This window comes from Aquabacterium sp. (assembly GCF_036273115.1).
GTDB lineage: Bacteria > Pseudomonadota > Gammaproteobacteria > Burkholderiales > Burkholderiaceae_C > Aquabacterium.
Genome location: NZ_DASUIN010000024.1, coordinates 1 through 23,590, shown reverse-complemented (window position 1 = coordinate 23,590; position 23,590 = coordinate 1). Strand labels below are relative to the sequence as shown.

18 protein-coding genes and 2 tRNA genes are annotated in these 23,590 nt (G+C 59.1%); 4 read left to right on the top strand and 16 right to left on the bottom strand.

The window, feature by feature from the left end; translation table 11 throughout:
- Positions 1-16: 16 nt before the first annotated feature.
- Positions 17-2,635 (top strand): ATP-binding protein, encoded by a 2,619-nt coding sequence (locus tag VFW72_RS10270; protein ID WP_329674203.1) that lies wholly within the window; start codon positions 17-19, stop codon positions 2,633-2,635.
- A gap of 81 nt (positions 2,636-2,716) precedes the next feature.
- Here VFW72_RS10270 and VFW72_RS10265 read toward each other — a convergent pair.
- The 7 genes from VFW72_RS10265 to uvrC all read right to left on the bottom strand — a co-directional run bounded on the left by VFW72_RS10265 (position 2,717) and on the right by uvrC (position 8,522).
- Positions 2,717-2,792, bottom strand: a tRNA-His gene (locus VFW72_RS10265).
- 24 nt (positions 2,793-2,816) lie between these two features.
- Positions 2,817-4,739, bottom strand: a complete 1,923-nt coding sequence (locus VFW72_RS10260; protein ID WP_329674202.1) for a SurA N-terminal domain-containing protein — start codon at positions 4,737-4,739, stop codon at positions 2,817-2,819.
- Between the two features lie 89 nt (positions 4,740-4,828).
- Positions 4,829-4,904 (bottom strand) — tRNA-Val (locus VFW72_RS10255).
- 20 nt (positions 4,905-4,924) lie between these two features.
- Positions 4,925-5,197, bottom strand: coding sequence for an HU family DNA-binding protein (locus tag VFW72_RS10250; protein ID WP_329674201.1), 273 nt, complete (start codon positions 5,195-5,197; stop codon positions 4,925-4,927).
- A 169-nt stretch (positions 5,198-5,366) separates the two neighbouring features.
- Positions 5,367-5,933, bottom strand: a complete 567-nt coding sequence (gene pgsA / locus VFW72_RS10245) for a CDP-diacylglycerol--glycerol-3-phosphate 3-phosphatidyltransferase (RefSeq protein WP_329674200.1) — start codon at positions 5,931-5,933, stop codon at positions 5,367-5,369.
- Between the two features lie 29 nt (positions 5,934-5,962).
- Entirely contained in the window at positions 5,963-6,466 is a 504-nt protein-coding gene (locus tag VFW72_RS10240) for a hypothetical protein (RefSeq protein WP_329674199.1), read from the bottom strand.
- Positions 6,453-8,522, bottom strand: a complete 2,070-nt coding sequence (uvrC, locus tag VFW72_RS10235) for an excinuclease ABC subunit UvrC (protein WP_329674198.1) — start codon at positions 8,520-8,522, stop codon at positions 6,453-6,455. Before uvrC ends, VFW72_RS10240 begins: the two co-directional genes overlap by 14 nt.
- 20 nt (positions 8,523-8,542) lie before the next feature.
- Between uvrC and earP the strand changes: the two genes are divergently transcribed.
- The gene (gene earP, locus VFW72_RS10230; RefSeq protein WP_329674197.1) at positions 8,543-9,697 is read left to right on the top strand and encodes an elongation factor P maturation arginine rhamnosyltransferase EarP; all 1,155 of its coding nucleotides are present in this window, start codon (positions 8,543-8,545) and stop codon (positions 9,695-9,697) included.
- Between the two features lie 104 nt (positions 9,698-9,801).
- Positions 9,802-10,356, top strand: coding sequence for an elongation factor P (gene efp / locus VFW72_RS10225; RefSeq protein WP_329674196.1), 555 nt, complete (start codon positions 9,802-9,804; stop codon positions 10,354-10,356).
- Positions 10,357-10,436: 80 nt separating this feature from the next.
- On the opposite strand, the gene dusA is transcribed toward efp, so the two are convergent.
- From dusA to rimP, 7 genes are all read right to left on the bottom strand, one after another.
- Entirely contained in the window at positions 10,437-11,513 is a 1,077-nt protein-coding gene (dusA, locus tag VFW72_RS10220) for a tRNA dihydrouridine(20/20a) synthase DusA (protein WP_329674195.1), read from the bottom strand.
- A complete protein-coding gene (typA, locus tag VFW72_RS10215; RefSeq protein WP_329674194.1) occupies positions 11,513-13,345 on the bottom strand; it encodes a translational GTPase TypA in 1,833 nt (610 codons plus the stop codon). The genes dusA and typA overlap by 1 nt, the downstream gene beginning before the upstream one ends.
- Positions 13,346-13,398: 53 nt before the next feature.
- The gene (gene truB, locus VFW72_RS10210) at positions 13,399-14,406 is read right to left on the bottom strand and encodes a tRNA pseudouridine(55) synthase TruB (protein ID WP_329674193.1); all 1,008 of its coding nucleotides are present in this window, start codon (positions 14,404-14,406) and stop codon (positions 13,399-13,401) included.
- A gap of 4 nt (positions 14,407-14,410) precedes the next feature.
- Entirely contained in the window at positions 14,411-14,803 is a 393-nt protein-coding gene (gene rbfA, locus VFW72_RS10205; RefSeq protein ID WP_329674192.1) for a 30S ribosome-binding factor RbfA, read from the bottom strand.
- Positions 14,804-14,899: 96 nt separating this feature from the next.
- Complete coding sequence (gene infB / locus VFW72_RS10200; RefSeq protein ID WP_329674191.1) at positions 14,900-17,953, bottom strand: translation initiation factor IF-2; 3,054 nt, start codon at positions 17,951-17,953, stop codon at positions 14,900-14,902.
- 64 nt (positions 17,954-18,017) lie between these two features.
- Positions 18,018-19,496: a transcription termination factor NusA gene (gene nusA / locus VFW72_RS10195; protein WP_329674190.1), complete on the bottom strand. Its 1,479-nt coding sequence runs from the start codon at positions 19,494-19,496 to the stop codon at positions 18,018-18,020.
- Positions 19,493-20,158 carry a ribosome maturation factor RimP gene (rimP, locus tag VFW72_RS10190; protein ID WP_329674189.1) on the bottom strand — a complete coding sequence of 222 codons (666 nt, stop codon included), beginning with the start codon at positions 20,156-20,158 and terminating at the stop codon, positions 19,493-19,495. The genes nusA and rimP overlap by 4 nt, the downstream gene beginning before the upstream one ends.
- 210 nt (positions 20,159-20,368) lie before the next feature.
- Between rimP and fabI the strand changes: the two genes are divergently transcribed.
- Entirely contained in the window at positions 20,369-21,157 is a 789-nt protein-coding gene (gene fabI, locus VFW72_RS10185) for an enoyl-ACP reductase FabI (protein WP_329674188.1), read from the top strand.
- Between the two features lie 22 nt (positions 21,158-21,179).
- Here fabI and VFW72_RS10180 read toward each other — a convergent pair whose 3' ends face one another.
- Positions 21,180-22,079 (bottom strand): recombination-associated protein RdgC, encoded by a 900-nt coding sequence (locus VFW72_RS10180; protein WP_329674187.1) that lies wholly within the window; start codon positions 22,077-22,079, stop codon positions 21,180-21,182.
- A 138-nt stretch (positions 22,080-22,217) separates the two neighbouring features.
- Positions 22,218-23,204, bottom strand: coding sequence for an integron integrase (locus VFW72_RS10175; protein WP_329674186.1), 987 nt, complete (start codon positions 23,202-23,204; stop codon positions 22,218-22,220).
- Between the last annotated feature and the right edge of the window lie 386 nt (positions 23,205-23,590).

Below are 23,590 nucleotides of genomic sequence, written 5' to 3'. Positions count from 1 at the left end.
GAGGAATGGCTTGCCCATGGTCTGGCTGAAACCCAACCGCCCGCCCCTGACCATTCGCGCCAGCCTGGCGCTGTTGGTTACAGCCTGCGTGCTACCTGGCGCTCTGAGTTCGGCCTATTTCATGGCCGAAAACTACCGACTGGAGCGGGCGCACCTCTCCCAGAACGCCATCGCGAGTGCGCGGGCATTGGCGTCCGCCATGGACAAGGACCTCGCCAGCATCGAGTCAGGCCTGCGCGTGCTGTCGGTCAGCCCCCCTCTGCTCAACGGTGATCTGACCACTTTCTATAAGTTCACCAAAGATGCACTTCCCTACCAGAACATCAGCAACTATGTTCTGCTCGACCCCAAAGGGCGCCAGGTACTCAACACCCTGAGAGACTTGGGTGAAGCCTTGCCGCAAACAGGCAATCCACCCGTCCTGCAGCGGATCTTTGACACTCGCCAGACGGTTCTAACCGACCTGTTCACAGGCCCGGTCACTGGCAAGCCCATCCTTGCAATGGGGGTACCTGTATTCAAAGACGGGCAAGCGATTTACAGCATCAACGTCGGGATCTTCCCGGAGCGGCTTTCAGCACTGATGATGCGACAGCGCCTGCCGAGCAACTGGGTCTGCGCCATTCTCGACAGCGAAGGCAAGATCGTGGCACGCAGCCACGAAATGAATCGCTACATTGGTCAATCCGCCACCCCCGAACTGGTTGCGGAGGCTCGACGCAGCCCCGAGGGCATCCTCGAAACCCGTACGCTTGACGGCATTCCGGTCACCACAGCCTTCAGCCGCTCATCGAGCTCGCAGTGGACCGTCGCGGTCGGCATTCCCAACGAAGCGCTGACAGCTGAGCTTCACCGCTCACTCGCGATCCTGACAGCAGGCTGCGTCGCATTGCTTGGCCTGGCTGTAGGAATCGCCTGGCGATTTGCAAACGGAAACGTCATTGCCCCCGCTCAACAATTGCGGGATCGCATGCGCATGGTTTCTCTGGGAGCGCTGCCCAATCCACACGCCCCCATCGCATCGAACCTCGAATTCCTCGCTCTAGACAAAGGGCTGGACGACATGGCGCTGCGCCTCCAGGAACGCGAACACGATCGCGAGACCATGATCCGCCGCTTGAGTTCGACCCTGGAGAGCATCAGCGATGGGTTCTACCTACTCGACCATGAGTGGCGGTTTGCGTATATCAACCGCAAGGCACAGGAAATGTTCTCGCTGCCCGGCGACAGCACGATCGGTAAAGACCACTGGCTGACCATCCCCAGCCCGGAAATCATTGCTTTGAGAAGCGACTATGAACGCTGCGCCAGCGACGGGCAACCACGAACTCGAAACGCCACGTTGAGCCGCAAAGGCATGGAACTCGAGATCCGGATCTACCCGTCTGAGCAAGGCCTGTCGGTTTACTGCCGAGACATCACCGAGTCACGTCTATACGAGCAAGCTCAGCAGGCCCAACGCGCAGCGGAAGCTGCGAACAAGGCCAAGAGCGAGTTCCTATCGCGAATCAGCCATGAGCTACGAACGCCACTGAACGCGGTGATCGGGTTCGCACAAATTCTTCAGAGAGACACATTGTCGACGCTGTCCGAACGACAAGCACGGATGATTCAGCAAATTGAACAGGCTGGCCAGCACCTGTTGAGCATGATCACCGACGTGCTCGATGTCTCACGAGCCGAGTCCGGCACCATGGCATTGAGCCTGGATGTCGTCGATGCCCATGCGGTTGCACAGAACTGCGTCGATATGCTTCGCGATCAGGCACAAAAGGCGGGGGTCAGATTGACCCTGAACACCCCAAGCGCGCCACTGATGGTTCGCACAGACCGAACCCGACTCAAACAAGTTCTGCTCAATTTGCTGAGTAATGCCATCAAATACAACCGCACCAACGGAAGCGTCGAACTGACCTTGGAGCCGGAGGGGGCAACGGTTCGGTTTGAGGTGAAAGACACGGGCATTGGCTTGTCGGAACACCAGCTGCAGCACCTCTTCGAGCCGTTCAACCGACTTGGACGGGAGTTCAGCAGCACCCCTGGCACCGGCATTGGCCTGCTGATCAGCAAAAAGCTCGTCACGATGATGGGAGGCCACCTTAGCGTTGCCTCTACCCCAGATCAGGGGAGCAAGTTCTCGTTTGCCCTGGCACGCCATGCCGCAGACCACAATGCATTGACCGCACCTGTGACGGCCTTGCGTGACGCACCACATGCCGCTTATGAAAGTCAGCGCGAGCCCGACAAAGCCTCGTATGGCGCTCGCACGGTGCTGTATGTTGAAGACATCGCAACCAACTGCGAAATCATGGGCGGCATCCTGGCGTTCAGACCTCAGATCGATCTCAGCTTTGCCACCACGATTGAGGAGGCCAAAGGCCTGCTCAAGTCGCATCAATACGACCTGATCCTACTGGACATGCAGTTGCCCGATGGCAATGGCCTCGAGTTCCTGACCTCGCTGCGCAAGCAGCCTGAAACCGCGCAAACGCCGGTGGTCATAGTGTCTGCCGACGCGACAGAAGAGGCCACGATCAAGGCAAGGCATACCGGTGCGCAGGACTATCTGCGTAAACCCCTTGACGTGCACAGAACCTTGGCACTGATCGACAAACACCTGCACTCAACCGAGTAGACAACCGAAGGGTGCCGCGACGTGAACCGAATCGGTTCAGCAAAAGAAAAAGGCGCACTAGGCGCCTTTTTTATATTTCGGTGGGGTGGCTGATGGGACTCGAACCCACGACAACCAGAATCACAATCTGGGACTCTACCAACTGAGCTACAGCCACCGCCGGAAAGACATAAAGTATATACTATTTTTTCGCAGCTGTGACAGCCTCTGTCACTTTTTTGCCTTCATTCAGATACTGAACTTTGTATTCTCTTTGCAACGCTCGGTAGTAGGCATCGGCTTCAGCACGCCCCCAGATAGGACCGAACTGCGCCTCGGTCTCGCGCTGCTCAGCAGCAGACAGGCTGGGTGGCAACACCTTGTTGACACGAATCACGGCACTGCCTTCGGCGCCCAGATCGACAACCGTCCATGCGGGAAGCTTGTCTGCGGCAACACGCATGGCCGCATCGAGCACCTGCATGGGTTGGCCATACATGTTACGACGTGACATCTGCACCGCAGCAGGCAACTCAGCCTTGTCTGGCGCTTGCTTCCAGGCCGCCATTTTTTGCTCGGCATCACGACGTGCGAGCTTGACGGCCTCGGCCGCAACCCAACGCTCGCGCACCTTGGCTTGAACTTGATCGAAGGCCAACCGTGCTGCAGGCTGATACTTCACCACACGTGCAGAAACCAGTTTGTTGGGCCCGACTTCGATGGCCTCGGTGTTACGTGCCTTGGAGCGATTGACTGGATCAAACAGGGCATCGAGCACGCGCTGGTTCGACAACACCCCCTGGTCCTTGCCTTGCGGGTTATGCAGCACACCGGAAGCAGACTGGAGGGGCAGCTTCAACTCGTCTGCCACAGGTTTGAGGCTGTCAGACACCTCATAGACCTTGTTGGTGAATTGCTCTGCGACCTCAGCATATTGACGCAAAGCGGACTGCTTGCGCGCCTCGTCTTCAATCTGGGCACGCACGGCCTCGAAAGGCTGGGCCTTGCCGCCACGCACTGCCGTCAGTCGAATGATGTGAAAGCCATAGTCGCTCTCGACAATCCCGCTGGTCTGACCGGGCTGCATCGAGAACACCGCCTCGTCAAACGATTTGGTCATGGCGCCTTTGCCAAAGAAATCAAGGTCACCACCGTTGGCCGCAGAGCCAGGGTCATCAGAGTTTTTCTTGGCCAACTCCGCAAACGAAGCGGGATTCTTCTGGATTTCGGCCAGCAACTGCTCGGCCTTGGCGCGAGCCGCCTTTTTCTGCTCAGGCGTTGCACTGGCTTCAGCCTTGATCAGGATGTGGCTGGCACGACGCTCTTCAGGCTCGGTGTAACGGGCCAGGTTTTCCTTGTAGGAGGCACGAATGTCATCCTCAGACAAGGTAATGCGCTGCTTGAGGGTATCCAGGTCGAGCACAACGAATTGCACGTCCGCCTGCTCTGGCGCGGTCAACCAAGAATCGTTGGCCGGATCCTTGTAGAAGGCCTGCAACTGTGCGTCTGTCGGGTTGAGTTGCGAAGCATATTGCTTGGCTTCGAATTTCTGCCACTGAACATCGCGCACCTGGAACAGCGCGTTGACGGCCTGCTGGCTGGCCACAGTCGAGGTCTGGCCGGTGGCCGAAACGGCAGCGAGAACCTGACCAACAGTCAACTCCTGGCGCAACAAGGCTTCAAACTGGGCTGCACTCATGCCGCGCGCCTGGAGCATTTCCTTGTTGAGGGTACCGTCGGGGTTGCGCACCGACGCGAATTGGGGATCGTTTGCAAAGATGCGGGCAATGCGTGCGTCCGACGGCGTCAGATGCTGATCCTTCGCGGCGGCGGAAAGCACAAACTCCCGAACCAGTTGATCAAGAGCAGCCTTCTTGACTTCGGGCTTGTCGAATTCACGCGGGTCTGTTTCTGGCCGTTGGGCACGCACACGCTCAGCAAACTGGCGTTGGGCGTTGTCCCACTCCGGCTGAGTGATCTTGCTGCCTGCAACCTTGGCGACCACCCCTTCGTCGCTACCGAACTTGGACGCACTCTGCACCCCAAACATCACAAAGGATGGCAGGATCAAGATGAGCAAGGCGAACTGGAGGAGACGGGTGTGCTTGCGAACGAAATCAAACATGGCGGATCGCAGAAATGATGCGAGGATAAAAATCCGGGCTTTAGATGACACAAAGGCGAACCGGGGTTCGCCTTGAGTCGCCATCGGTGTGGTGGGTGCTGAGGGGTTCGAACCCCCGACCTACGCCTTGTAAGGGCGCCGCTCTACCAACTGAGCTAAGCACCCGACAGCTTGAAAATCGTATTTTAGTTCACAGCGTCCTTCAGGGCTTTCCCCGGACGGAACTTCGGCACCTTGGCCTTTTTGATCTTGATCGTTGCCCCCGTGCGTGGATTGCGACCGGTTCGTGCCGCACGCGTGGTGACCGCGAAAGTCCCGAATCCTACCAGGGAAACAGGATCACCTTTCTTCAGCGTGGTAACCACGCCACCAATCAAAGCCTCGAGTGCGCGTCCGGCGGCTGCTTTGGAAATATCAGCCTGCTCGGCAATGTGATCAATCAACTCCGACTTGTTCACGGAAATCCCCTTAGATGTGCTGTCAAGAACGAGTTACCGGTTCACGCCCGTGCGCGCAACATGGAAGCAAGGGGCAGCGCGTCGGGGGGCAAAAAGTCATTCTATGTCCAATAGCGGGGTCGCCCCTCGCGTAGATGTGCCCTTGACATATTCGCCCCCATACACAAGCTCAACGAGCCTTGGCTCGAATATCGGGCAACGATTTCTTGAGGTAGTACACCATGGACCAGATCGTCAGGCCGCAAGCCACGTAAATCAGCCAAGTGCCAAGCAACCGGGTATCGAGTACGCCGAACAGGACGCCGTCAAAGAGCAAAAGAACAATGGCCACCATCTGGGAGGCGGTCTTCAGCTTACCCAGCATGTGTACGGCAACACTTTTGGAGGCGCCGATCTGAGCCATCCACTCACGTAGCGCTGAAATGGCAATTTCACGCCCAATGATGATCAGCGCGACAAGCGCATTGACGCGGTCAAGTTGCAGGAGGATCAGCAACGACGCACACACCAGGAACTTGTCAGCAACAGGGTCCAGGAACGCGCCAAAAGCCGACGTTTGGTTCAGCCGTCGCGCCAGCCAACCGTCCAACCAGTCGGTCAGCGCCACCAGCACGAACAGGACGCTGGCGGTCAGATTGATCTCAGCCGCAGGCCAGGGAAGATAGAACACACCAACGATCAGCGGAATCGCAACGATCCGCGCCCAGGTGAGCAAGGTGGGCAAATTCAGAAACATGCAGCCATTGTGCCCTCAAAGGACACGGTTCAGCGCTGGTCAAGGGTCATCGGCTTGAACTTGCGCTGATCATTGAACAAAAAAGTTTCATTGAACTTCCAGGGCTTGGGCAGGCGAGAGACATCGCCAAAGGGCGCGGCGCGCCGAACGGCCTGCTTGGCCAACTCGATGGTATCGAGCGCCTGACTGGGTTTGCGCATCACCTCGATGTTGCGCACGCTGCCATCGCCATTGAGTTCGATGCTGAGCACGGGAATGGCCAACAACATGTCGGGCGGCTTGCCGGTGTAGGTCTGATCCGGGTTTGCGGCCACCATGCGGCGTGCAGCCTGGGCACGAGCCTCGTCCCAGTTTCTGGGGGCTGAGGGGGGGACCAGGCGTGCCGCACCGGCCTTGCCTGAAGAGGCTTTGCTCTCAACAGGCGTCGATGCGGAGGTCTGCCCACCACCTTGTGGCGCCCCACTCTGCGTCGCGCAGCCAGCCACCGCCAAGGCGGCACATAGCGTGAACCATTTCCAATCAACGCAAGGCACGATAGATTTCCTCCGCCAGATCCTTCGAAATGCCGTCCACGGTGGCCAACTCATCCACCGTGGCCGCCGCCACGCCGCGCACACCGCCAAAGCGTTGCAGCAATTTTGCCCGGCGTTTCGGGCCGACGCCGGGAATATCTTCCAAGCGGCTCCCACCTGTGCGAACACTGGCACGTTTGGCCCGCATACCGGTGATGGCGAAGCGGTGTGCTTCGTCGCGGATCTGCGCCACCAGCATCAGCGCGGCCGAGTCAGGTGCGAGCTGAAGCTTGGGGCGGCCATCGGCAAACACGAGTTCTTCCAGGCCAACTTTGCGGCCCTCGCCCTTCTCCACCCCCACGATGATGGAAATGGGCAAGCCCAGCGACTGAAACACCTCACGGGCCATGCTGACCTGCCCCTTGCCCCCATCGATCAGGACGAGATCGGGCAACTGCTCGGGTTTGATTGCGCCGTATCGGCGCTCCAAGGCCTGCTTCATGGCGGCGTAATCATCGCCCGGGGTGATGCCACTGATGTTGTAGCGTCGGTACTGCGCAGGCTGCATCTTGTGCTGCTCGTACACCACGCATGAGGCCTGCGTGGCCTCCCCGGCTGTGTGGCTGATGTCAAAGCATTCAATGCGCATTTGCGCGCTGGGATCTCGGGTATCTTCGACCCCATCGGCAGCACTTGCGCCATCGTGAGGTTGCCCCACAGCCACGTCACCGCCCGCCGTCTCCAGATCCGTTGCCGCCACCGCCGCGCCGCGGTCTTCCAGAACCATGTCAAGCCCCAGAGCCTCCACAAGCGACCGGGTGCGCGCCTGTTGAGAGCCTTCTTCACTGAGCAGACGCGCCAAAGACAACTCGGCGCCTTTGATGGCCATGTCCAGCCAGGCCCGCCGCTGCTCGCGGGGCTGCCGCACGACCGTGATGCGATGCCCGCTCTGTTCCGAGAGCGCATCAATGAGTGCGGCATCGACGCCATGACTGAGGACCAACAAGGTCGGCACACTGTTACCCAGATAGTGCTGCGCGAGGAAAGCCTCCAGAACACCCACCTCGGTTTGCTGCAGCAAGGCTTCAGCCGTCGTCGTTGGCGAAGCGGTATCGGGGGTGCCCTCCTGAGCGCTCTCTGCATCCTGCTCGTCCGGCGCGAGGAAATGGTCTTGCACGTGCACCGGGAAATAAGCCCGATCGCCCAAGTGGCGCCCCCCGCGAACCATGGCCAGGTTGACGCAAGCCCGCCCCCCCTGGACTTTCACGGCCAGGATGTCGGCATCCTTGTCGCCCACACTTTCAATCGCCTGTTGGTGCAACACCGCCGACAGTGCGTTGATCTGGTTGCGAACCTCTGCCGCTTTTTCGTATTCCAGGCGCTCGGCGTAAGCCATCATGCGTTCTTGCAAGCTGGCGATCACGCCATCAGTCTCGCCCAGCAAGAACCGCTCGGCCTGCCCAACGCTGGCTCGGTAGTCGTCTTCGCTGATGAATCCCACGCAAGGCGCACTGCAACGCTTGATCTGGTAGAGCAGGCACGGACGTGTACGGTGGTTATAGACCGCGTCTTCACACGTGCGCAGCAGAAACACCTTCTGCAGCAGCTGAATGGTTTCCTTCACCGCCCAGGCGTTCGGATAGGGCCCGAAATAGCGATGTTTGCGGTCTACCGCGCCACGGTAGTACGCCACGCGTGGAAACTCATGGGTGACGATCTTGAGGTACGGGTAGCTCTTGTCATCCCGAAACAGGATGTTGAAGCGCGGATTGAGCGTTTTGATGAGGTTGTTTTCGAGCAGCAAAGCCTCGGCTTCGCTGCGTACCACCGTGGTTTCCATGCGCACGATGCGCGACACCATGTGACCAATCCGCGTGCCGCCATGGTTTTTGTGGAAGTAGCTTGAGACCCGACGCTTCAGGTCCCTGGCCTTGCCCACATACAGCAGATCACCCTGCGCATCGAAGTATCGATACACACCGGGCAGATTCGGCAAAGAGGCCACTTCAACCAGCAAACGCGCCCAGACTGCCTCTCTGGGTTCGGCCGGCACACTGTTGTCAACACGGTCGCTCATGGTTCGTGATTGTGCCGATAATGGCCGCCATGCTGTGGGACATCTTCTGTCGTGTGATCGACAACTTCGGAGACATCGGGGTGTGCTGGCGCCTGAGCGCCGACTTATGCGCCAGAGGACATCAAGTTCGCTTGTGGATCGACGACGCCTCAGCGCTGAACTGGATGGCTCCCCCACCGCAAGCCGTCGAGGTGCTGGACTGGCATCAGGCCGAAAGCGCCCCGCCCCCCGCAGGCGACGTCGTGGTGGAAGCCTTTGGCTGCCATCTGCCTGAGGCCTTCGTCGCCGGCATGCAACGCGCCCATCCCCCGCTTTGGGTCAACCTTGAATACCTGAGTGCGGAAGATTATGTGGAACGCTCGCACCGGCTGCAGTCCCCCGTTTGGTCTGGCGCGGGCTACGGCCTGAAAAAATGGTTCTTCTACCCCGGCTTCACGCCCAAGACCGGAGGGCTGTTGCGCGAACCCGGTTTGCTGGCGCGCCGCGACGCGTTTCAACAAAATCCCCATGCACGACTGGATTGGCTTCAGGGCCTGGGTGTGGACACGTCGGACCTGGGTGAGACAAGCCCCCGCAAACGTCATGTGGTCAGCGTGTTCTGCTACGACAGTGCCCCCCTGCCCGCCTGGTTGAACCAACTCGCCGAGGCACCTGCCGCATCGGCTGAAGCAACCACGCTGCTGCTCACCCCAGGCCCGGCCACTCGCCTGGCGCGCCAGTGGGCGGCGAATCGAGGCGCTTGCCCGCCGCACCTGACTCTGCACGAACTGCCCCACCTGCCGCAAACCGAGTTTGACCATCTGCTCTGGTCGTGCGATTTGAATCTGGTACGGGGGGAAGACTCAGCTGTACGCGCCCTGTGGGCCGGGCGGCCCCACGTGTGGCAAATATATGAACAAGACGATGGCGTACACGCCGACAAGCTCAACGCCTTCATGCAGCGCTGGATGGAAAATTGGCCCGCCGATTTGACACGCAACGTACAAGCCACCTGGCGGGCATGGAACCGCTTGAATTCCGACAGCGCGCCGCTATCTGAGCTGTTGAAGCTGGCCAACAGTTCGACCCACTGGCTGAAAGCGAGTCAAGAATCGGCCCGCAATTTGGCCATTCAAGCCGACTTGACGAGCCAATTGCTTGAATTCGCACTCGAATTTGTCACCCACCCGGGTTAAAATAGGCGGCTTTGCTCGCATTGGACCGCGTTGTAACAACGCCTTGTCGTTCCTTGCCGGCACCCGTTTTTGAATCCAGATCCAGACCCTCTCGGGAACCAAACATGAAACTCGCACAAGAAATCCGCGCTGGCAACGTGATCATGCAGGGCAAGGACCCGATGGTCGTCCTGAAGACTGAATACAGCCGCGGTGGCCGTGGCGCGGCAACCGTCCGCATGAAGATGAAGAACCTGCTGAACGGCGCTGGCGCCGAAGTGGTCTTCAAGGCTGACGACAAGATGGATCAGATCATCTTGGAAAAGAAAGAGTGCACCTACTCTTACTTCGCCGACCCCATGTACGCTTTCATGGATGCTGACTACAACCAGTTCGAAGTGGAAGCCGAGAACATGGGTGACGCCATCAGCTACCTGCAAGACGCCATGCCAGTGGAAGTGGTGTTCTACGAAGGTCGCGCCATCTCCGTCGAACTGCCCACTACCGTGGTCCGTGAAATCGAAACTGAGCCAGCCGTCAAGGGCGACACCTCCGGCAAGGTCATGAAGCCTGCTCGCATCGTTGGCACCGGCTTCGAAATCTCGGTCCCCCTGTTCGTTGAGTCGGGCGACAAGATCGAAATCGACACCCGTACCCACGAGTACAAGAAGCGCGTCTGATTCTTCAGTCGCCCAAAGAAAAAGGACATCCGAGGATGTCCTTTTTTTGTGTCCAACAGGCAAGCCCGAAGGGGCCTTGATCAAGCTGCGGCTTTGTCCGGGCGCTGATGTGCCAAGTCAAACACGGCTGAAGGCATTTGATCTTTGAGCTTGTGATCTGACCAGACCTGGCGCCAACGTCTTGCACCAGGCAGCCCGTTGTACAGCCCCAGCACGTGCCGCATCACCTGCGGCCAACGCACCTCACCATGAGCCCAGCCTTTGGTACGAGCCATTTCGTGCTCGGTATACGCCACCATGGCCCGCTCCACCGACTCGCGAGTGAATGACTCTGGCTTGGCTTCTTTGCCGAACAGCAATTCGGCCCAGTCTGCCATCATCCAAGGCGTGTGATACGCCGCACGGCCCACCATCACACCATCCAGCGCCACGCCTTCGTGGACGGCACCAGGTCGCAGTTGTTCGACGCAACTGGCGTTGTCTGCCAGCCCGCCATTGAGCACGATGGTCAAGTGCGGAAAGTCGCGCTTGAGGCGATGCACGAACTCGTAACGCAGAGGCGGAATCTCACGATTCTCTTTTGGGCTCAAACCCTTGAGCCAGGCATTGCGCGCATGCACGATGAAGACATGGCAACCCGCATCGGCAATGGTGCCCACGAAGTCGCGTACGAAGTCATAGCTTTCGATCTGGTCAATGCCGATGCGATGCTTCACCGTGATCGGCACATTGGGGTCACCGCCCACCGCGTCGATCATGGCCTTGACGCAGTCCGCCACCAGTGTGGCTTCGTTCATCAAACAGGCGCCAAAGGCCCCGCGCTGCACCCGCTCACTGGGGCAACCACAGTTCAAATTGACTTCGTCGTAGCCCCATTTCTGGGCCAGCTTAGCACAGTGCGCCAGGTCAGCAGGCTCACTGCCACCCAGTTGCAGCGCAACGGGGTGTTCTTGCTCGCTGTAATCCAGAAAGCGGGTCATCTGACCATGGATCAACGCCCCCGTGGTCAACATCTCGGTGTAGAGACGTGCCTCGGGGCTGATCAGGCGATGAAAGTAGCGACAGTGACGATCAGTCCAGTCGAGCATGGGGGCCACGCAGGCCCGCCATGGTGACAACTGAGTTTCCGTCACGGCACTCATCACGCCTTGATTCATCAGGCCTTGGATTCGCGATCGGCACGCTTGCGATCGTGTTCCTTCAGGTGACGCTTACGCAGACGAATGCTCTTGGGCGTGATTTCGACCAGTTCATCGTCGTCAATGAAGTCGACACCGTATTCCAGAGTCAGCTCGATCGGAGGCGTGATCTTCACAGCATCTTCCTTACCCGAGACGCGGAAGTTGGTCAGCTGCTTGGTACGGGTCGCGTTCACCACCAGGTCGTTTTCACGGCTGTGGATACCGACGATCATGCCTTCGTACACAGGGTCGCCAGCCTTCACGAACATACGGCCGCGGTCATCCAGCTTGCCCAGGGCGTAGGTGAAGATTTCACCGTCGTCCATGGAGATCAGCACGCCGTTCTTACGGCCACCGATTTCACCCTTGTGGGCTTCGTAGCCGTCGAAAATCGACGAGATCAGGCCGGAACCACGGGTCAAGTTCAGGAATTCGTTGCTGAAGCCGATCAGACCACGGGCAGGAATGCGGTATTCCAGACGGACGCGACCGCGGCCATCGGGTTCCATGTTGATCATTTCGCCCTTGCGCATACCCAGAGCTTGCATCACGCCGCCTTGGTGCTCTTCTTCGACGTCAGCGGTCACCAACTCCATGGGCTCGCACTTCACGCCGTCGATGTCCTTGAACATCACGCGGGGCTTGGACACGGCCAGCTCATAGCCTTCGCGACGCATGTTTTCCAGCAAGATGGTCAAGTGCAATTCGCCGCGACCGCACACTTCGAAGATGCCGTCTTCAGCGGTTTCGCTCACGCGCAGCGCCACGTTGTGTTGCAGTTCCTTCTGCAGGCGATCCCAGATCTGGCGCGAGGTCACGAACTTGCCTTCACGACCTGCCAGCGGCGAGGTGTTCACGCAGAAGTTCATGGTCAGAGTGGGCTCGTCCACCTTCAGCATGGGCAGCGGAGCGGGGTTGACGGGGTCGGTCACCGTCACGCCAATGCCGATTTCTTCGATGCCGTTGATCAGCACGATGTTGCCAGGACCGGCTTCGGTCACTTGCACGCGATCCAGACCTTGGAAAGTCAGCACCTGGTTGATGCGACCCTTGACGGTCTTGCCACCTGGGCCTTCCATCACGACCACATCTTGACCAGGCTTGACCTTACCGGCGTTGACGCGGCCCACGCCGATGCGACCCACGAAGCTGTTGTAGTCCAGCGCGGAGATCTGCAATTGCAGAGGTGCGTCAGGATTGCCCTGATGAGGTTGCACGTGCTTCAACACGGTTTCGAACAGCGCCGACATATCGGGGCCCCACTGCGCACCGGGCTCGCCCTCTTCCAGCGAAGACCAGCCATTGATGCCGGAGGCGTACACCACCGGGAAGTCCAACTGCTCGTCGGTGGCGCCCAGCTTGTCGAACAGGTCGAAAGCGGCGTTGATCACGGCATCAGGCTTGGCACCGGGTTTGTCGACCTTGTTGACGACGACGATGGGCTTCAGACCCAGGGCCAAGGCCTTCTTGGTCACGAAACGCGTTTGAGGCATGGGGCCTTCTTGCGCGTCAATCAACAGCACCACGCCGTCGACCATGGACAGCGCACGTTCCACTTCACCGCCGAAGTCCGCGTGGCCCGGGGTGTCGACGATGTTGATGTGAGTCCCGTTCCAGCTGACCGCGCAGTTCTTGGCCAGGATGGTGATGCCGCGCTCACGCTCGATGGCGTTGTTGTCCATCACGGTGTCGACCACTTTTTCGTGTTCGGCAAACGTGCCAGATTGACGCAGCAGTTGGTCAACCATGGTGGTCTTGCCATGGTCAACGTGGGCGATGATCGCGATGTTACGAATTTGAGTGCTCATGACACGTTCACAGTTCTTTGAATCAAAAAAATTTTAGGCAATCGAGCGGCTGGTCACGCCGGCGTCGGTTGCAGCTTGGGTTCAGTTGAGGCCTCGCCCGACTGCAGCACCAGTCCCTGAACCTCGTCAGGGCTCAAAAGCCGGGTGGGAATCAGCTCGCCGGCCTTGATGTGGGCACTGCCGAGCAGAACTTTGGCGCCCGCGTCTTGTGGACGGGCCGGATGGGGTCCGTAGACCCGGACGTGAGGCAAGTCCGCCAATTTAACGCGACGCCGCAATCCTGTCAGGAATCGGGCCGCTTCAGACTCGGAAAGTGTGACTTCTGGCCAGTCGGACAGAAGCACATCAACCGGAGCCAGCAAGGCATCGCGCTCGGCCTCGGTCATGGCTTGCAGAGCCTCAAGGGTCACGGCGCCCTGCAAAGTCACGCCACCGCTTCCAGTTCGGCGCAAGCCGATCAAATGTGCCCCCACCCCGAGCTTTTCGCCCAAATCCTGGGCCAAAGTCCGAATGTAGGTGCCTTTGCTGCAACGCACGTCCAGAACCACCTCATTACCTTGCCAGCTGACGATGTCAATGGCGTGAAGGGTCACGCGGCGTGAGGCACGCTCGATTTCAACCCCTTCACGGGCGTACTCGTACAAGGCGCGACCTTCGTGTTTCAGCGCGGAATACATAGGGGGCACCTGGTCGATTTCCCCAGTCAATTCGGCGCAGGCCTGAACCAGGCTGGCTTGATTGACCTTGTCCGCCGTAACTTCACGGGTTTCGATCACCTCGCCTTCGGCGTCACCGGTAGTGGTGGTTTGCCCCAGCCTCAGGGTGGCGCGATACGCCTTGTCGGCGTCGAGCGAGACCTGAGAAAACTTCGTGGCTGCACCAAAACACAGGGGCAACAGACCAGTCGCCAGCGGATCAAGGGTGCCGGTGTGCCCGGCCTTCTCAGCCCGCATCAAGCGACGCACTTTCTGCAACGCGTCATTGCTGGAGAGCCCCAGAGGCTTATCCAGCAAGATGACGCCATGCAGGGCGCGCCGAGGTTGACGGGCAGGTCGATTCATGTGGTCAGTTTCCAGCCGATGGAGGCGTGTCATCCGCATCCTTGGCCTTGTCGGCCACGGCCCGGTTGATCAGCGCGTTGAGTTCGGCTGCACGCTCGGTAGTGCGATCGAAGTGGAAATGCAGCGTGGGCACGGTGTGGATCTGTAGGCGCTTGAACAGGCTGTTGCGAATGAATCCGGCAGCTTCGTTCAGTCCCTCTTCGCATTCCTCGGGGTTGCCGATGAGCACGGAGAAGAACACCTTGGCGTGGGCGTAATCGGGTGTGACATCAACCGAATTGATGGTGACCATGCCAACGCGCGGATCTTTCAGATCGCGAATGAGCTCGGCCACATCGCGTTGAATCTGATCGGCCACGCGGTTGCTGCGATTCGGTGTGGAACGTTTATGGCGCATGGTGAATTCCTGCTGTCCGTTTCAGTCGGGCCTTTCAAGCACAAACCCCGCCTGGGCTCAGGCGGGGTTGTGCGGGTGAGCGGCCTGGGCGATGGATTACAGCGTACGGGCCACTTCCTTGATTTCGAAGAACTCGAGGACGTCGCCTTCCTTGATGTCGTTGTAGCCCTTGATATTGAGACCACACTCGAAGCCCTCGCGAACTTCCTTGACATCGTCCTTGAAGCGCTTGAGGCCTTCCAGCTCGCCTGTGTAGATGACCACGTTGTCGCGGAGCAGACGCAAACGAGCGTTGCGGCGGACCACGCCATCGGTGACCATACAGCCAGCAATGGTGCCGATCTTGGAGGCCACGAACACTTGACGGATCTCGGCAGAACCGATGACCTCTTCACGTTGTTCAGGCGCCAGCATGCCACCCATCGCCGCCTTCACATCATCCACTGCGTCGTAAATGATGTTGTAGTAGCGAATGTCCACGCCGTTGTGTTCGGCCAGCTTGCGAGCACCGGCGTCTGCACGGGTGTTGAAGCCGATGATGACGGCCTTCGAAGCGATACTGAGGTTGACGTCCGACTCGCTGATGCCACCCACGGCAGCGTGCACGATCTGCACCTTGACCTCGGGCGTCGACAGCTTGAGCAAGGAAGCGGCCAGCGCTTCTTGCGAACCTTGCACGTCGGCCTTGATGATCAGACCCAAGGTCTGGACATCGCCCTGGCCCATGTTCTCGAACATGTTCTCCAGCTTGGCGGCCTGTTGCTTGGCCAGCTTGACGTCACGGTACTTGCCTTGACGGAAGGTGGCGATTTCACGGGCACGACGCTCGTCGCTCAGCACCATGAATTCGTCGCCAGCACCTGGCACTTCGGTGAGGCCTTGGATTTCGACAGGAATCGACGGACCGGCTTCTGCAGCGTTCTTGCCGTTTTCGTCCAGCATGGCGCGCACACGACCGTAGCTCGAACCAGCCAGCACCACGTCGCCGCGCTTGAGCGTACCGGACTGAACCAGCACGGTGGCCACAGGGCCGCGGCCCTTGTCCAGACGGGCTTCGATCACCAGACCCTTGGCCATGGAAGCCACAGGCGCCTTGAGTTCCAGCACTTCTGCTTGCAGCAGGACTTGCTCCAGCAACTCGTCGATACCGGTGCCGACCTTGGCCGACACAGGCACGAATGGGGAGTCGCCACCGTACTCTTCAGGGACCACCTCTTCCGCAACCAACTCTTGCTTCACGCGGTCGGGGTTGGCACCTTGCTTGTCGATCTTGTTGATCGCCACAACGATGGGCACACCCGCCGCCTTGGCGTGGTGAATCGCTTCCTTGGTCTGGGGCATCACGCCGTCGTCGGCCGCCACCACCAGAATCACGATGTCGGTTGCCTTGGCACCGCGAGCACGCATGGCCGTGAAGGCCTCGTGACCGGGGGTATCGAGGAAGGTGATCATGCCGCGAGGCGTGTCAACGTGGTAGGCGCCAATGTGCTGGGTAATGCCACCCGCTTCGCCAGAAGCCACGCGGGTCGTGCGGATGTAGTCGAGCAGCGAAGTCTTACCGTGGTCGACGTGACCCATCACGGTCACGACTGGCGCACGTGGCAGCGACTCGGCTGCTTGTTCTTCGTGTTCTTCTTCCAGGAAGGCATCCGGATCATCCAGCTTGGCAGCAAATGCCTTGTGGCCCATTTCTTCCACCACGATCATGGCGGTTTCCTGGTCCAACTGCTGGTTGATGGTGACCATCTGGCCCAGCTTCATCATCTGCTTGATGACTTCGGAAGCCTTCACCGACATCTTGTGCGCCAGATCGGCCACCGAGATGGTTTCGGGGATGTGGACCTCGATCACTTGCGGCTCGGTTGGGGCCACAAAGGTGGATTGGGAGTCACCGCGGTCACGACGACCACCACGCCCACCGGGCGCCTTCCAGGCATTGCGACCGGCGCCAGCACCAGCTGTGTCGCCACGGCCCTTACCTGCAGGTGCGCCACGCTTCTTGCTGTCGTCAGCCCAGCTGGAGGACAACTTTTCGGACTTGACCGACTTCTTGTCGCCAGGCTTGGCCGCACCTGCCGGTGCAGCTGCACCAGGAGCGCCGGGCGCTCCCTTGGGCTTGTGGATGGTGCCTTTGATCCCGTCCTTGTTTGCGACTTCGGCAGGCTTGGGTTCTTCCGGCTTCTTGGCGGTCAGCACCTTCTTCGGTGCGTTCATCATGGCGCGAATGGCCGCGGCTTCGGCTTCGGCAGCCTTGCGACGACGCTCCAGATCAGCCAGGCGTTGCTTTTCCTCGGCCTCGCGATCGGCGGCTTTCACCACACGCACAGCAGGCTTGGCCGCGGCTTCAGCTGGGGCCGCAGCGACGGGTGCGGGCGCTGCAGATGGGGCCTCGGTCGCGACCTCTGGCTTGGATGCCTGTTCGGCCACGGGCTCGGCAGCGGCTTCAGGCGCAGCGGCGGCGGCCTTCAGGCTCCCCCCCTTGGCAGCGCGTTGGGCTGCGGCAGTCAGTGCGGCGGCTTCGGCTCGCGCAGCTTCCTGAGCAGCGGCACGGCGTGCGGCTGCGGCTTCACGATCAGCCTTCTCTTGTTCGGCAGACTTGGCTGCCGCCTTGTTCGAAGCAGCAGCCTCGGCTTCGGCCAACTCACGGGCAGCGCGCTCGGCAGCTTCGGCCGCGCGGCGCTCGGCCTCTTCCTTGGCTTGGCGCTCGGCTTCTTCGCGCTGACGGCGTTGCTCAGCCAAAGCCTCTTCCTGCTGACGCAGAGCTTCAGCCTGAGCATTGGCCTCTTCTTCGCGACGCTTCAGTTCAGCCTCTTCCTGAGCCGCCTGAGCAGCCTCATCGGCACCGGATTCGTCACGTTTGACGAAGACGCGCTTCTTCTTGACTTCGACTTGAATCGTGCGTGCTTTGCCTGAGGCATCGGCCTGCTTGATTTCGGTGGTCGACTTGCGGGTCAGCGTGATCTTCTTGCGGTCGCCGCCGGCCGAGCCGTGGGCGTGACGGAGATGGTCAAGCAGACGTTCCTTGTCGGCTTCCGTGAGCGCATCGTCAGGCGATGCCTTGGGCACGCCTGCCGATTGCAGCTGTTCCAGCAGTGTCGCAGCCGGGCGATTGAGCTCCGCGGCGAGTTGTGCGACGGTGGTCACGGCCATTGTGTAATCCTTGCGATGAGCTTGCTAATAATTGGAAGAGTTGGTGTCGAGTTCTGTTGTCAGATCAGTTGGCAAACCAGTGCTCGCGTGCCTTCAGAATCAAGGCGCGAGCCTGATCGTCAGACAGGTCAGTGATCTCAGTGAGTTCATCCACAGCCAGGTCTGCCAGGTCATCACGGGTGTGGATGCCTGCATCGGCCAGCTTGGTGATGAGCTCAGGGGTCAAGCCTTCCAGACCCTTGAGATTTTCCGACAAAGCTTCAACTTCTTCTTCCTTGGCGATTTCCATGGTCAGCAAAGCATCTTTCGCGCGGGTACGCAGCTCATTGACCGTGTCTTCGTCAAACGATTCGATTTCCAGCATTTCCTGCAGCGGCACATAGGCCACTTCCTCGAGGCTGGTGAACCCCTCGGCAATCAGGATGTCTGCCACTTCTTCATCAACGTCGAGTTTCTCGACGAAGAGTTTGCGGATGCTGTCAGACTCAACGGCCTGCTTCTGTGCAGATTCTTCAGCCGTCATGATATTGATGCGCCAGCCCGTCAGATCGGAGGCCAGACGCACATTCTGGCCACCACGGCCAATTGCAATTGCCAGGTTTTCCTCGTCTACGACGACGTCCATGGCATGTTGCTCTTCGTCCACAAAAATGGACTGCACGTTAGCCGGGGCCAGCGCGCCGATAACGAACTGAGCGGGATCTTCCGACCACAGCACGATGTCAACCCGCTCGCCGGCCAACTCATTGGTCACAGCGGTGACGCGAGAGCCGCGAACACCGACACAGGTACCAATGGGGTCAACGCGCTTGTCGTGAGACAGGACGGCGATCTTGGCTCGCGAACCGGCATCGCGTGCGCAGCTCTTGATGTCGAGCAAACCTTGCTCGATTTCAGGCACTTCCTGGCGGAACAACTCGACCATGAAGTCGGGGGCGCTGCGCGACAGCATGATCTGAGGACCACGAACGTTGGTGTCCACACCCAGGATGTAGGCGCGAACGCGGTCGCCGGAACGCAGATTTTCCTTCGGGATCATCTCGCCACGCTTGAGGCGACCTTCAACACGACCGGACTCGACGATGATGTCGCCCTTGTCGAGGCGCTTGACGGTGCCCACAAAAATCTTGTCGCCACGAGCGAGGAAATCGTTGAGCAGCTGCTCGCGCTCAGCGTCACGGATCTTTTGCAGAATGACTTGCTTGGCGGCCTGTGCACCGATGCGCCCGATGGGCACGGACTCAATCGATTCTTCGATGTAGTCGCCCACCTCGATGTCGGCGATGCGATCACGGGCATCAGACAGAATTTCTTCGGCTTCCGGGTTTTGCAGACCGGCCTCATCAGGCACGACCAACCAACGACGGAAGGTTTCGTATTCGCCACTTTCGCGATCGATCGACACACGGATGTCGACTTCGCCGGTGTACAGCTTCTTGGTAGCGGAGGCCAAGGCCAGTTCGACTGCACCGAACACGACATCACGCTCAACACTTTTCTCGCGCGAAATCGCGTCCACCAACATCAACAGTTCACGGTTCATTTTTTCTGACCTCCGAGTTCTTGCGCCTCATCCACGGTGACTCCACCGGTAGCCGGGGTTGCCTCCCGACTGCCTCGCCCTTTGAAACTCACAACCGGCACCAAACGCGCCTCGCGAATTTCGTCGAGCGTGAAACCCAATGCTTGCTCCACTTCAGACTCGGCAGCTTGACGCGCCGCAGCCTTCTTCAATGCTGTTTTGGAAGGGGGTTTGTTGGCCGCCTGCCCAGCTTTGCTCTTGGGGTCGACATCCTTGACCAGCACGATCTGCCAGGAAGGAGTCTCGCCCTCGGCGGTGGCAGGAACAGCCTCCAACACGCCTTTGTATTTCTTCCGCCCCTGGAAGGGCGACTTCAAAGTGATCTCGATGACTTCACCCTGGAAGCGTTCGAAATGCGCTGCGGTGCGCAAAGGACGATCCAGCCCCGGCGAGGACACCTCAAGCCGAGAGTAGTCGCAGTTGACCACCTCGAGGGCGTACTGCAACTGACGTGTGACCTTTTCGCAGTCATCGACGGTGATGAATTCACCCGGCAAATCGTACGATTGCTCAGGCAAACGGTCGATGTACACGCGCAACAAGCCATGCGAACTGCGTTCGCAGTCCACCAGTTCATAACCCAAGCCGGTTACGGTGTTTTCAACAACGGTTTGCCAAGTCATCCAATAAAAAGTCTCAAGCAAAAAAAATGGGCAGGAAAATCCGCCCATACGTGTCTGACACGTGACGTGCCACCCAGGAAATTTGGGTAGCCAATCCTGTATTTTAGCCTCAGAACCTGCCCGGATCAAGATCGGGCCCGGAATTTCTCTGAAAACGTCTCGTCGCATGCGAAAATCCGGGCCTCTTCTCGTTCACTGTCTGGAGACCTCATGGGATTTCTCGCCGGCAAACGCCTGTTGATCACAGGCCTGCTGTCCAACCGTTCGATCGCCTACGGCATTGCCAAGGCGTGCAAGCGCGAGGGTGCTGAACTGGCATTCAGCTACGTCGGAGAACGCTTCAAGGACCGCATCACCGAATTTGCCAAGGAATTCGAATCGGATCTGATTTTCGATTGCGACGTCAGCAGCGACGAGCAAATCGACGCCATGTTCGCCGAACTGGCCAAAACCTGGCCCAAGCTCGACGGCTTCGTTCACTCGATCGGTTTTGCCCCGCGTGAGGCCATTGCCGGCGATTTCCTGGAAGGCCTGTCGCGCGAGGGCTTCCGCGTGGCGCATGACATTTCCGCCTACAGCTTTCCAGCGATGGCCAAGGCGGCCCTACCCTATTTGAATGACCGCGCGGCCTTGCTGACGCTGTCGTACTTGGGCGCCGAACGCATTGTGCCGGCCTACAACACCATGGGCCTGGCCAAGGCGTCGCTGGAAGCCAGCGTGCGCTACACCGCCGCCAGCCTGGGCCCCAAGGGCATCCGCGTGAATGGCATTTCTGCGGGCCCGATCAAGACCTTGGCTGCATCCGGTATCAAGGGCTTCAGCAAGATCCTGGATGTGGTCGAGCAAAACGCGCCGCTGCGCCGCAATGTGACGATTGAAGACGTGGGCAACGTGGCCGCCTTCATGCTGTCTGACCTGGCTGCCGGCGTGACCGCTGAGATCACCTACGTCGACGGCGGCTTCAGCCACGTCATGGGCGGGGTCAGCGAAAGCGTCTGACCCACGCCTCGCAGTTGCAGCGTCACTGCTGCAACTGCAACTCTCCGCCCAGCGCATCAATGAGGTCCGGGATCAGCTTACTCATCTCGGTTGTGGCAATGGCGGCGTCGGCATCGAATGCCTCGTCCTTGCCTGGCTTGTGCCCCTCAAAGACCACATCAAGGAACGCCAGTTTCTTGAGCTGCATCGACTCGGTCAACACAAAAGAAACTCGCCCCTCCCAGGTCATGGCCAAACGGGTCGGCATCTTGCCGCTCACGATGTGCGCCTTGACTTCGTCGGTGTCGAGCAGGTGGCGTGCGTAGCGAACCACCGACTTCATTTCGTCCATGGATTTGAGCTCGCACTCACGGTCGATGGTGAAATAGCTGGGGGGCTCACCACTGGCCAACCACTCTTTCATGGCGACCGCAGCCGAGTCCTTGGTTTGCAGCAGCGATACGGCAAACCCGTCCAGTGATTTCACCAGGCTGGTGATGACATCTTCCGCGCGAGCTGAGCTGGAAGTATCGAGCATCAAGAGGTGACGCGCAGGATCAATCCAGACATGGATGGACGACTGCTTCGTGAAGGCCATGGGCAGCAACTCGAGTTCGGCCTGCTCTTTGAGCTCTTTGGTTTGCTTCTTCCCAGGCTTGCGGCCAGTTTCATCTTCGACCTTGCGCGCCAACTCTTCGGTTCGGCGCTTGACCACCGCCCCGGGCAACACGCGCTGCTCGACCTGGAGTTTGAGCAGATATTGCCCGCCAATGGACTCAACCAAAGGGGCGTGCTTGAGCCCACGCGGCTCAACCCAACCGACAGACTGCTTTTGCGTTGCCCCACAGGGAGCAAACCGCATTTTCTGCAAGCTCGATTCAATCACCGTCAAAGAAGCCTGCCATTCAGGCCCGATGCGGTAGACGACCATGTTCTTAAACACTGAGATCCTTCTTCGTCAACTTGCTTCGCTGCCCGACCCAGGCCGACAGCCCGTGGCGCGAAGAGCGTGGGAGTGTAGTGCTGAATTTTCCCTTTGGACGCGCAGCCCCAGCTAGCGCAAACACCGATTCATGCCCGGTCAGGTCTGCATCCAATCAAGAGGGCTGCGCACGCCACCACCACCCACCTTGAGAACGTGGGTGTAGATCATGGTGGTGCTGACATCAGCGTGCCCCAGGAGGTCTTGCACGGTGCGGATGTCGTAGCCGTTTTGCAAGAGATGGGTGGCGAAGCTGTGCCGCAGCGTGTGTGGCGTGGCAGGTTTGGCAACGTCAGCTCGCTGCAAAGCCTGCTTGAAATGCCGCTGAAACATCTGGTCTTGCATGTGGTGACGGCGCTCCGCCCCAGTTCGAGGATCTGTGCTGAGTGCGGACTGAGGAAACACCCAATACCACTGCCAACTGAGCCCCGCGTGAGGAAATTTTTGGGCCAGCGCATCGGGCATCCAAACCGGGCCCACGCCGGAGCGACGGTCGTTGACCCACATTTGCCTTACCTGCGCCAAATGAAGTTTGAGCGGCTTGATGAGCGCGTCAGGCAGCATGACTGCGCGATCTTTGGCGCCCTTGCCCTCGCGGATCACCAAGGTCTTGTGACCGAAGTCGACATCTTTGATGCGCAAACGCAGGGCTTCGGTGATTCGCATGCCCGTGCCATAGAGGAGCTTGCCCAACAGCAACTGCACCCCTTGCAACTCGTGAAGCACCACTTGGACTTCTTGAGGGGTGAGCACGGCCGGCAGCTTCTGAACCGCCTTGGGGCGAACAATTTCCTGCAGCCAAGGCAACTCTTGCCTCAGCACATGCCGGTAGAGAAAGAGGATGGCCGACAAAGCCTGCTTGTGTGTGGAGACTGAAACTTGCTTATTGGCCGCCAAGTGGGTCATGAATGACGACACTTCGTTGGGCCCCATTTCTTTGGGATGCCTTTTGCCATGAAAGAGGATGTACCGGCGAACCCAAAACACATACTGTTCCTCGGTGCGAAGGCTGTAATGGCGCAAGCGGATAGCGTGCCTGAGTTCGTCAAGCAACTTGGGTGCGTTGTGTTGAGCGGCTGCTGGCATGGCTGTGTCATTCGAATGCCGGAACTGTATATTTGTACAGCACTCGAAACTACCCCCAAGAGGGGGACCTCAGCGGCGCCAAGATGCACGCGAATGCAGCAAAATGAAGTACCAACGCCTTACTCTGGTTAGGGATCAACCGACGCAAGGCTTTCTGTGGTTGTCAGGGGGAATCATGTTCAAATTTTCAAATGCAAGCTTGATCCCTAACTTCTTTGTTACATCAACTTGATCCCTACATTGCAGTTAGGCTCTTCTCTTGCAACCGTCACACCCAGGTCGAAAGGTCGAACTTGCCAAAGAGCACTACTGGAAAATTTGCTTTCGTTCTTTGGCTTGTCGCCGCAATTGCACTTTTGACTTTTGCCTTCGTTCAACGCGCGATT

What these genes read in the sequence shown, in the direction of transcription:
- infB (WP_329674191.1), bottom strand. Translation starts at nt 17,953, where the DNA reads ATGGCCGTGACCACCGTCGCACAACTCGCCGCGGAGCTCAATCGCCCG.
- typA (WP_329674194.1), bottom strand. Translation starts at nt 13,345, where the DNA reads ATGAGCACTCAAATTCGTAACATCGCGATCATCGCCCACGTTGACCAT.
- nusA (WP_329674190.1), bottom strand. Translation starts at nt 19,496, where the DNA reads ATGAACCGTGAACTGTTGATGTTGGTGGACGCGATTTCGCGCGAGAAA.
- VFW72_RS10175 (WP_329674186.1), bottom strand. Translation starts at nt 23,204, where the DNA reads ATGCCAGCAGCCGCTCAACACAACGCACCCAAGTTGCTTGACGAACTC.
- uvrC (WP_329674198.1), bottom strand. Translation starts at nt 8,522, where the DNA reads ATGAGCGACCGTGTTGACAACAGTGTGCCGGCCGAACCCAGAGAGGCA.
- fabI (WP_329674188.1), top strand. Translation starts at nt 20,369, where the DNA reads ATGGGATTTCTCGCCGGCAAACGCCTGTTGATCACAGGCCTGCTGTCC.
- pgsA (WP_329674200.1), bottom strand. Translation starts at nt 5,933, where the DNA reads ATGTTTCTGAATTTGCCCACCTTGCTCACCTGGGCGCGGATCGTTGCG.
- truB (WP_329674193.1), bottom strand. Translation starts at nt 14,406, where the DNA reads ATGAATCGACCTGCCCGTCAACCTCGGCGCGCCCTGCATGGCGTCATC.
- efp (WP_329674196.1), top strand. Translation starts at nt 9,802, where the DNA reads ATGAAACTCGCACAAGAAATCCGCGCTGGCAACGTGATCATGCAGGGC.
- rbfA (WP_329674192.1), bottom strand. Translation starts at nt 14,803, where the DNA reads ATGCGCCATAAACGTTCCACACCGAATCGCAGCAACCGCGTGGCCGAT.
- rimP (WP_329674189.1), bottom strand. Translation starts at nt 20,158, where the DNA reads ATGACTTGGCAAACCGTTGTTGAAAACACCGTAACCGGCTTGGGTTAT.
- earP (WP_329674197.1), top strand. Translation starts at nt 8,543, where the DNA reads ATGGCCGCCATGCTGTGGGACATCTTCTGTCGTGTGATCGACAACTTC.
- dusA (WP_329674195.1), bottom strand. Translation starts at nt 11,513, where the DNA reads ATGAATCAAGGCGTGATGAGTGCCGTGACGGAAACTCAGTTGTCACCA.
- VFW72_RS10270 (WP_329674203.1), top strand. Translation starts at nt 17, where the DNA reads ATGGTCTGGCTGAAACCCAACCGCCCGCCCCTGACCATTCGCGCCAGC.
- VFW72_RS10260 (WP_329674202.1), bottom strand. Translation starts at nt 4,739, where the DNA reads ATGTTTGATTTCGTTCGCAAGCACACCCGTCTCCTCCAGTTCGCCTTG.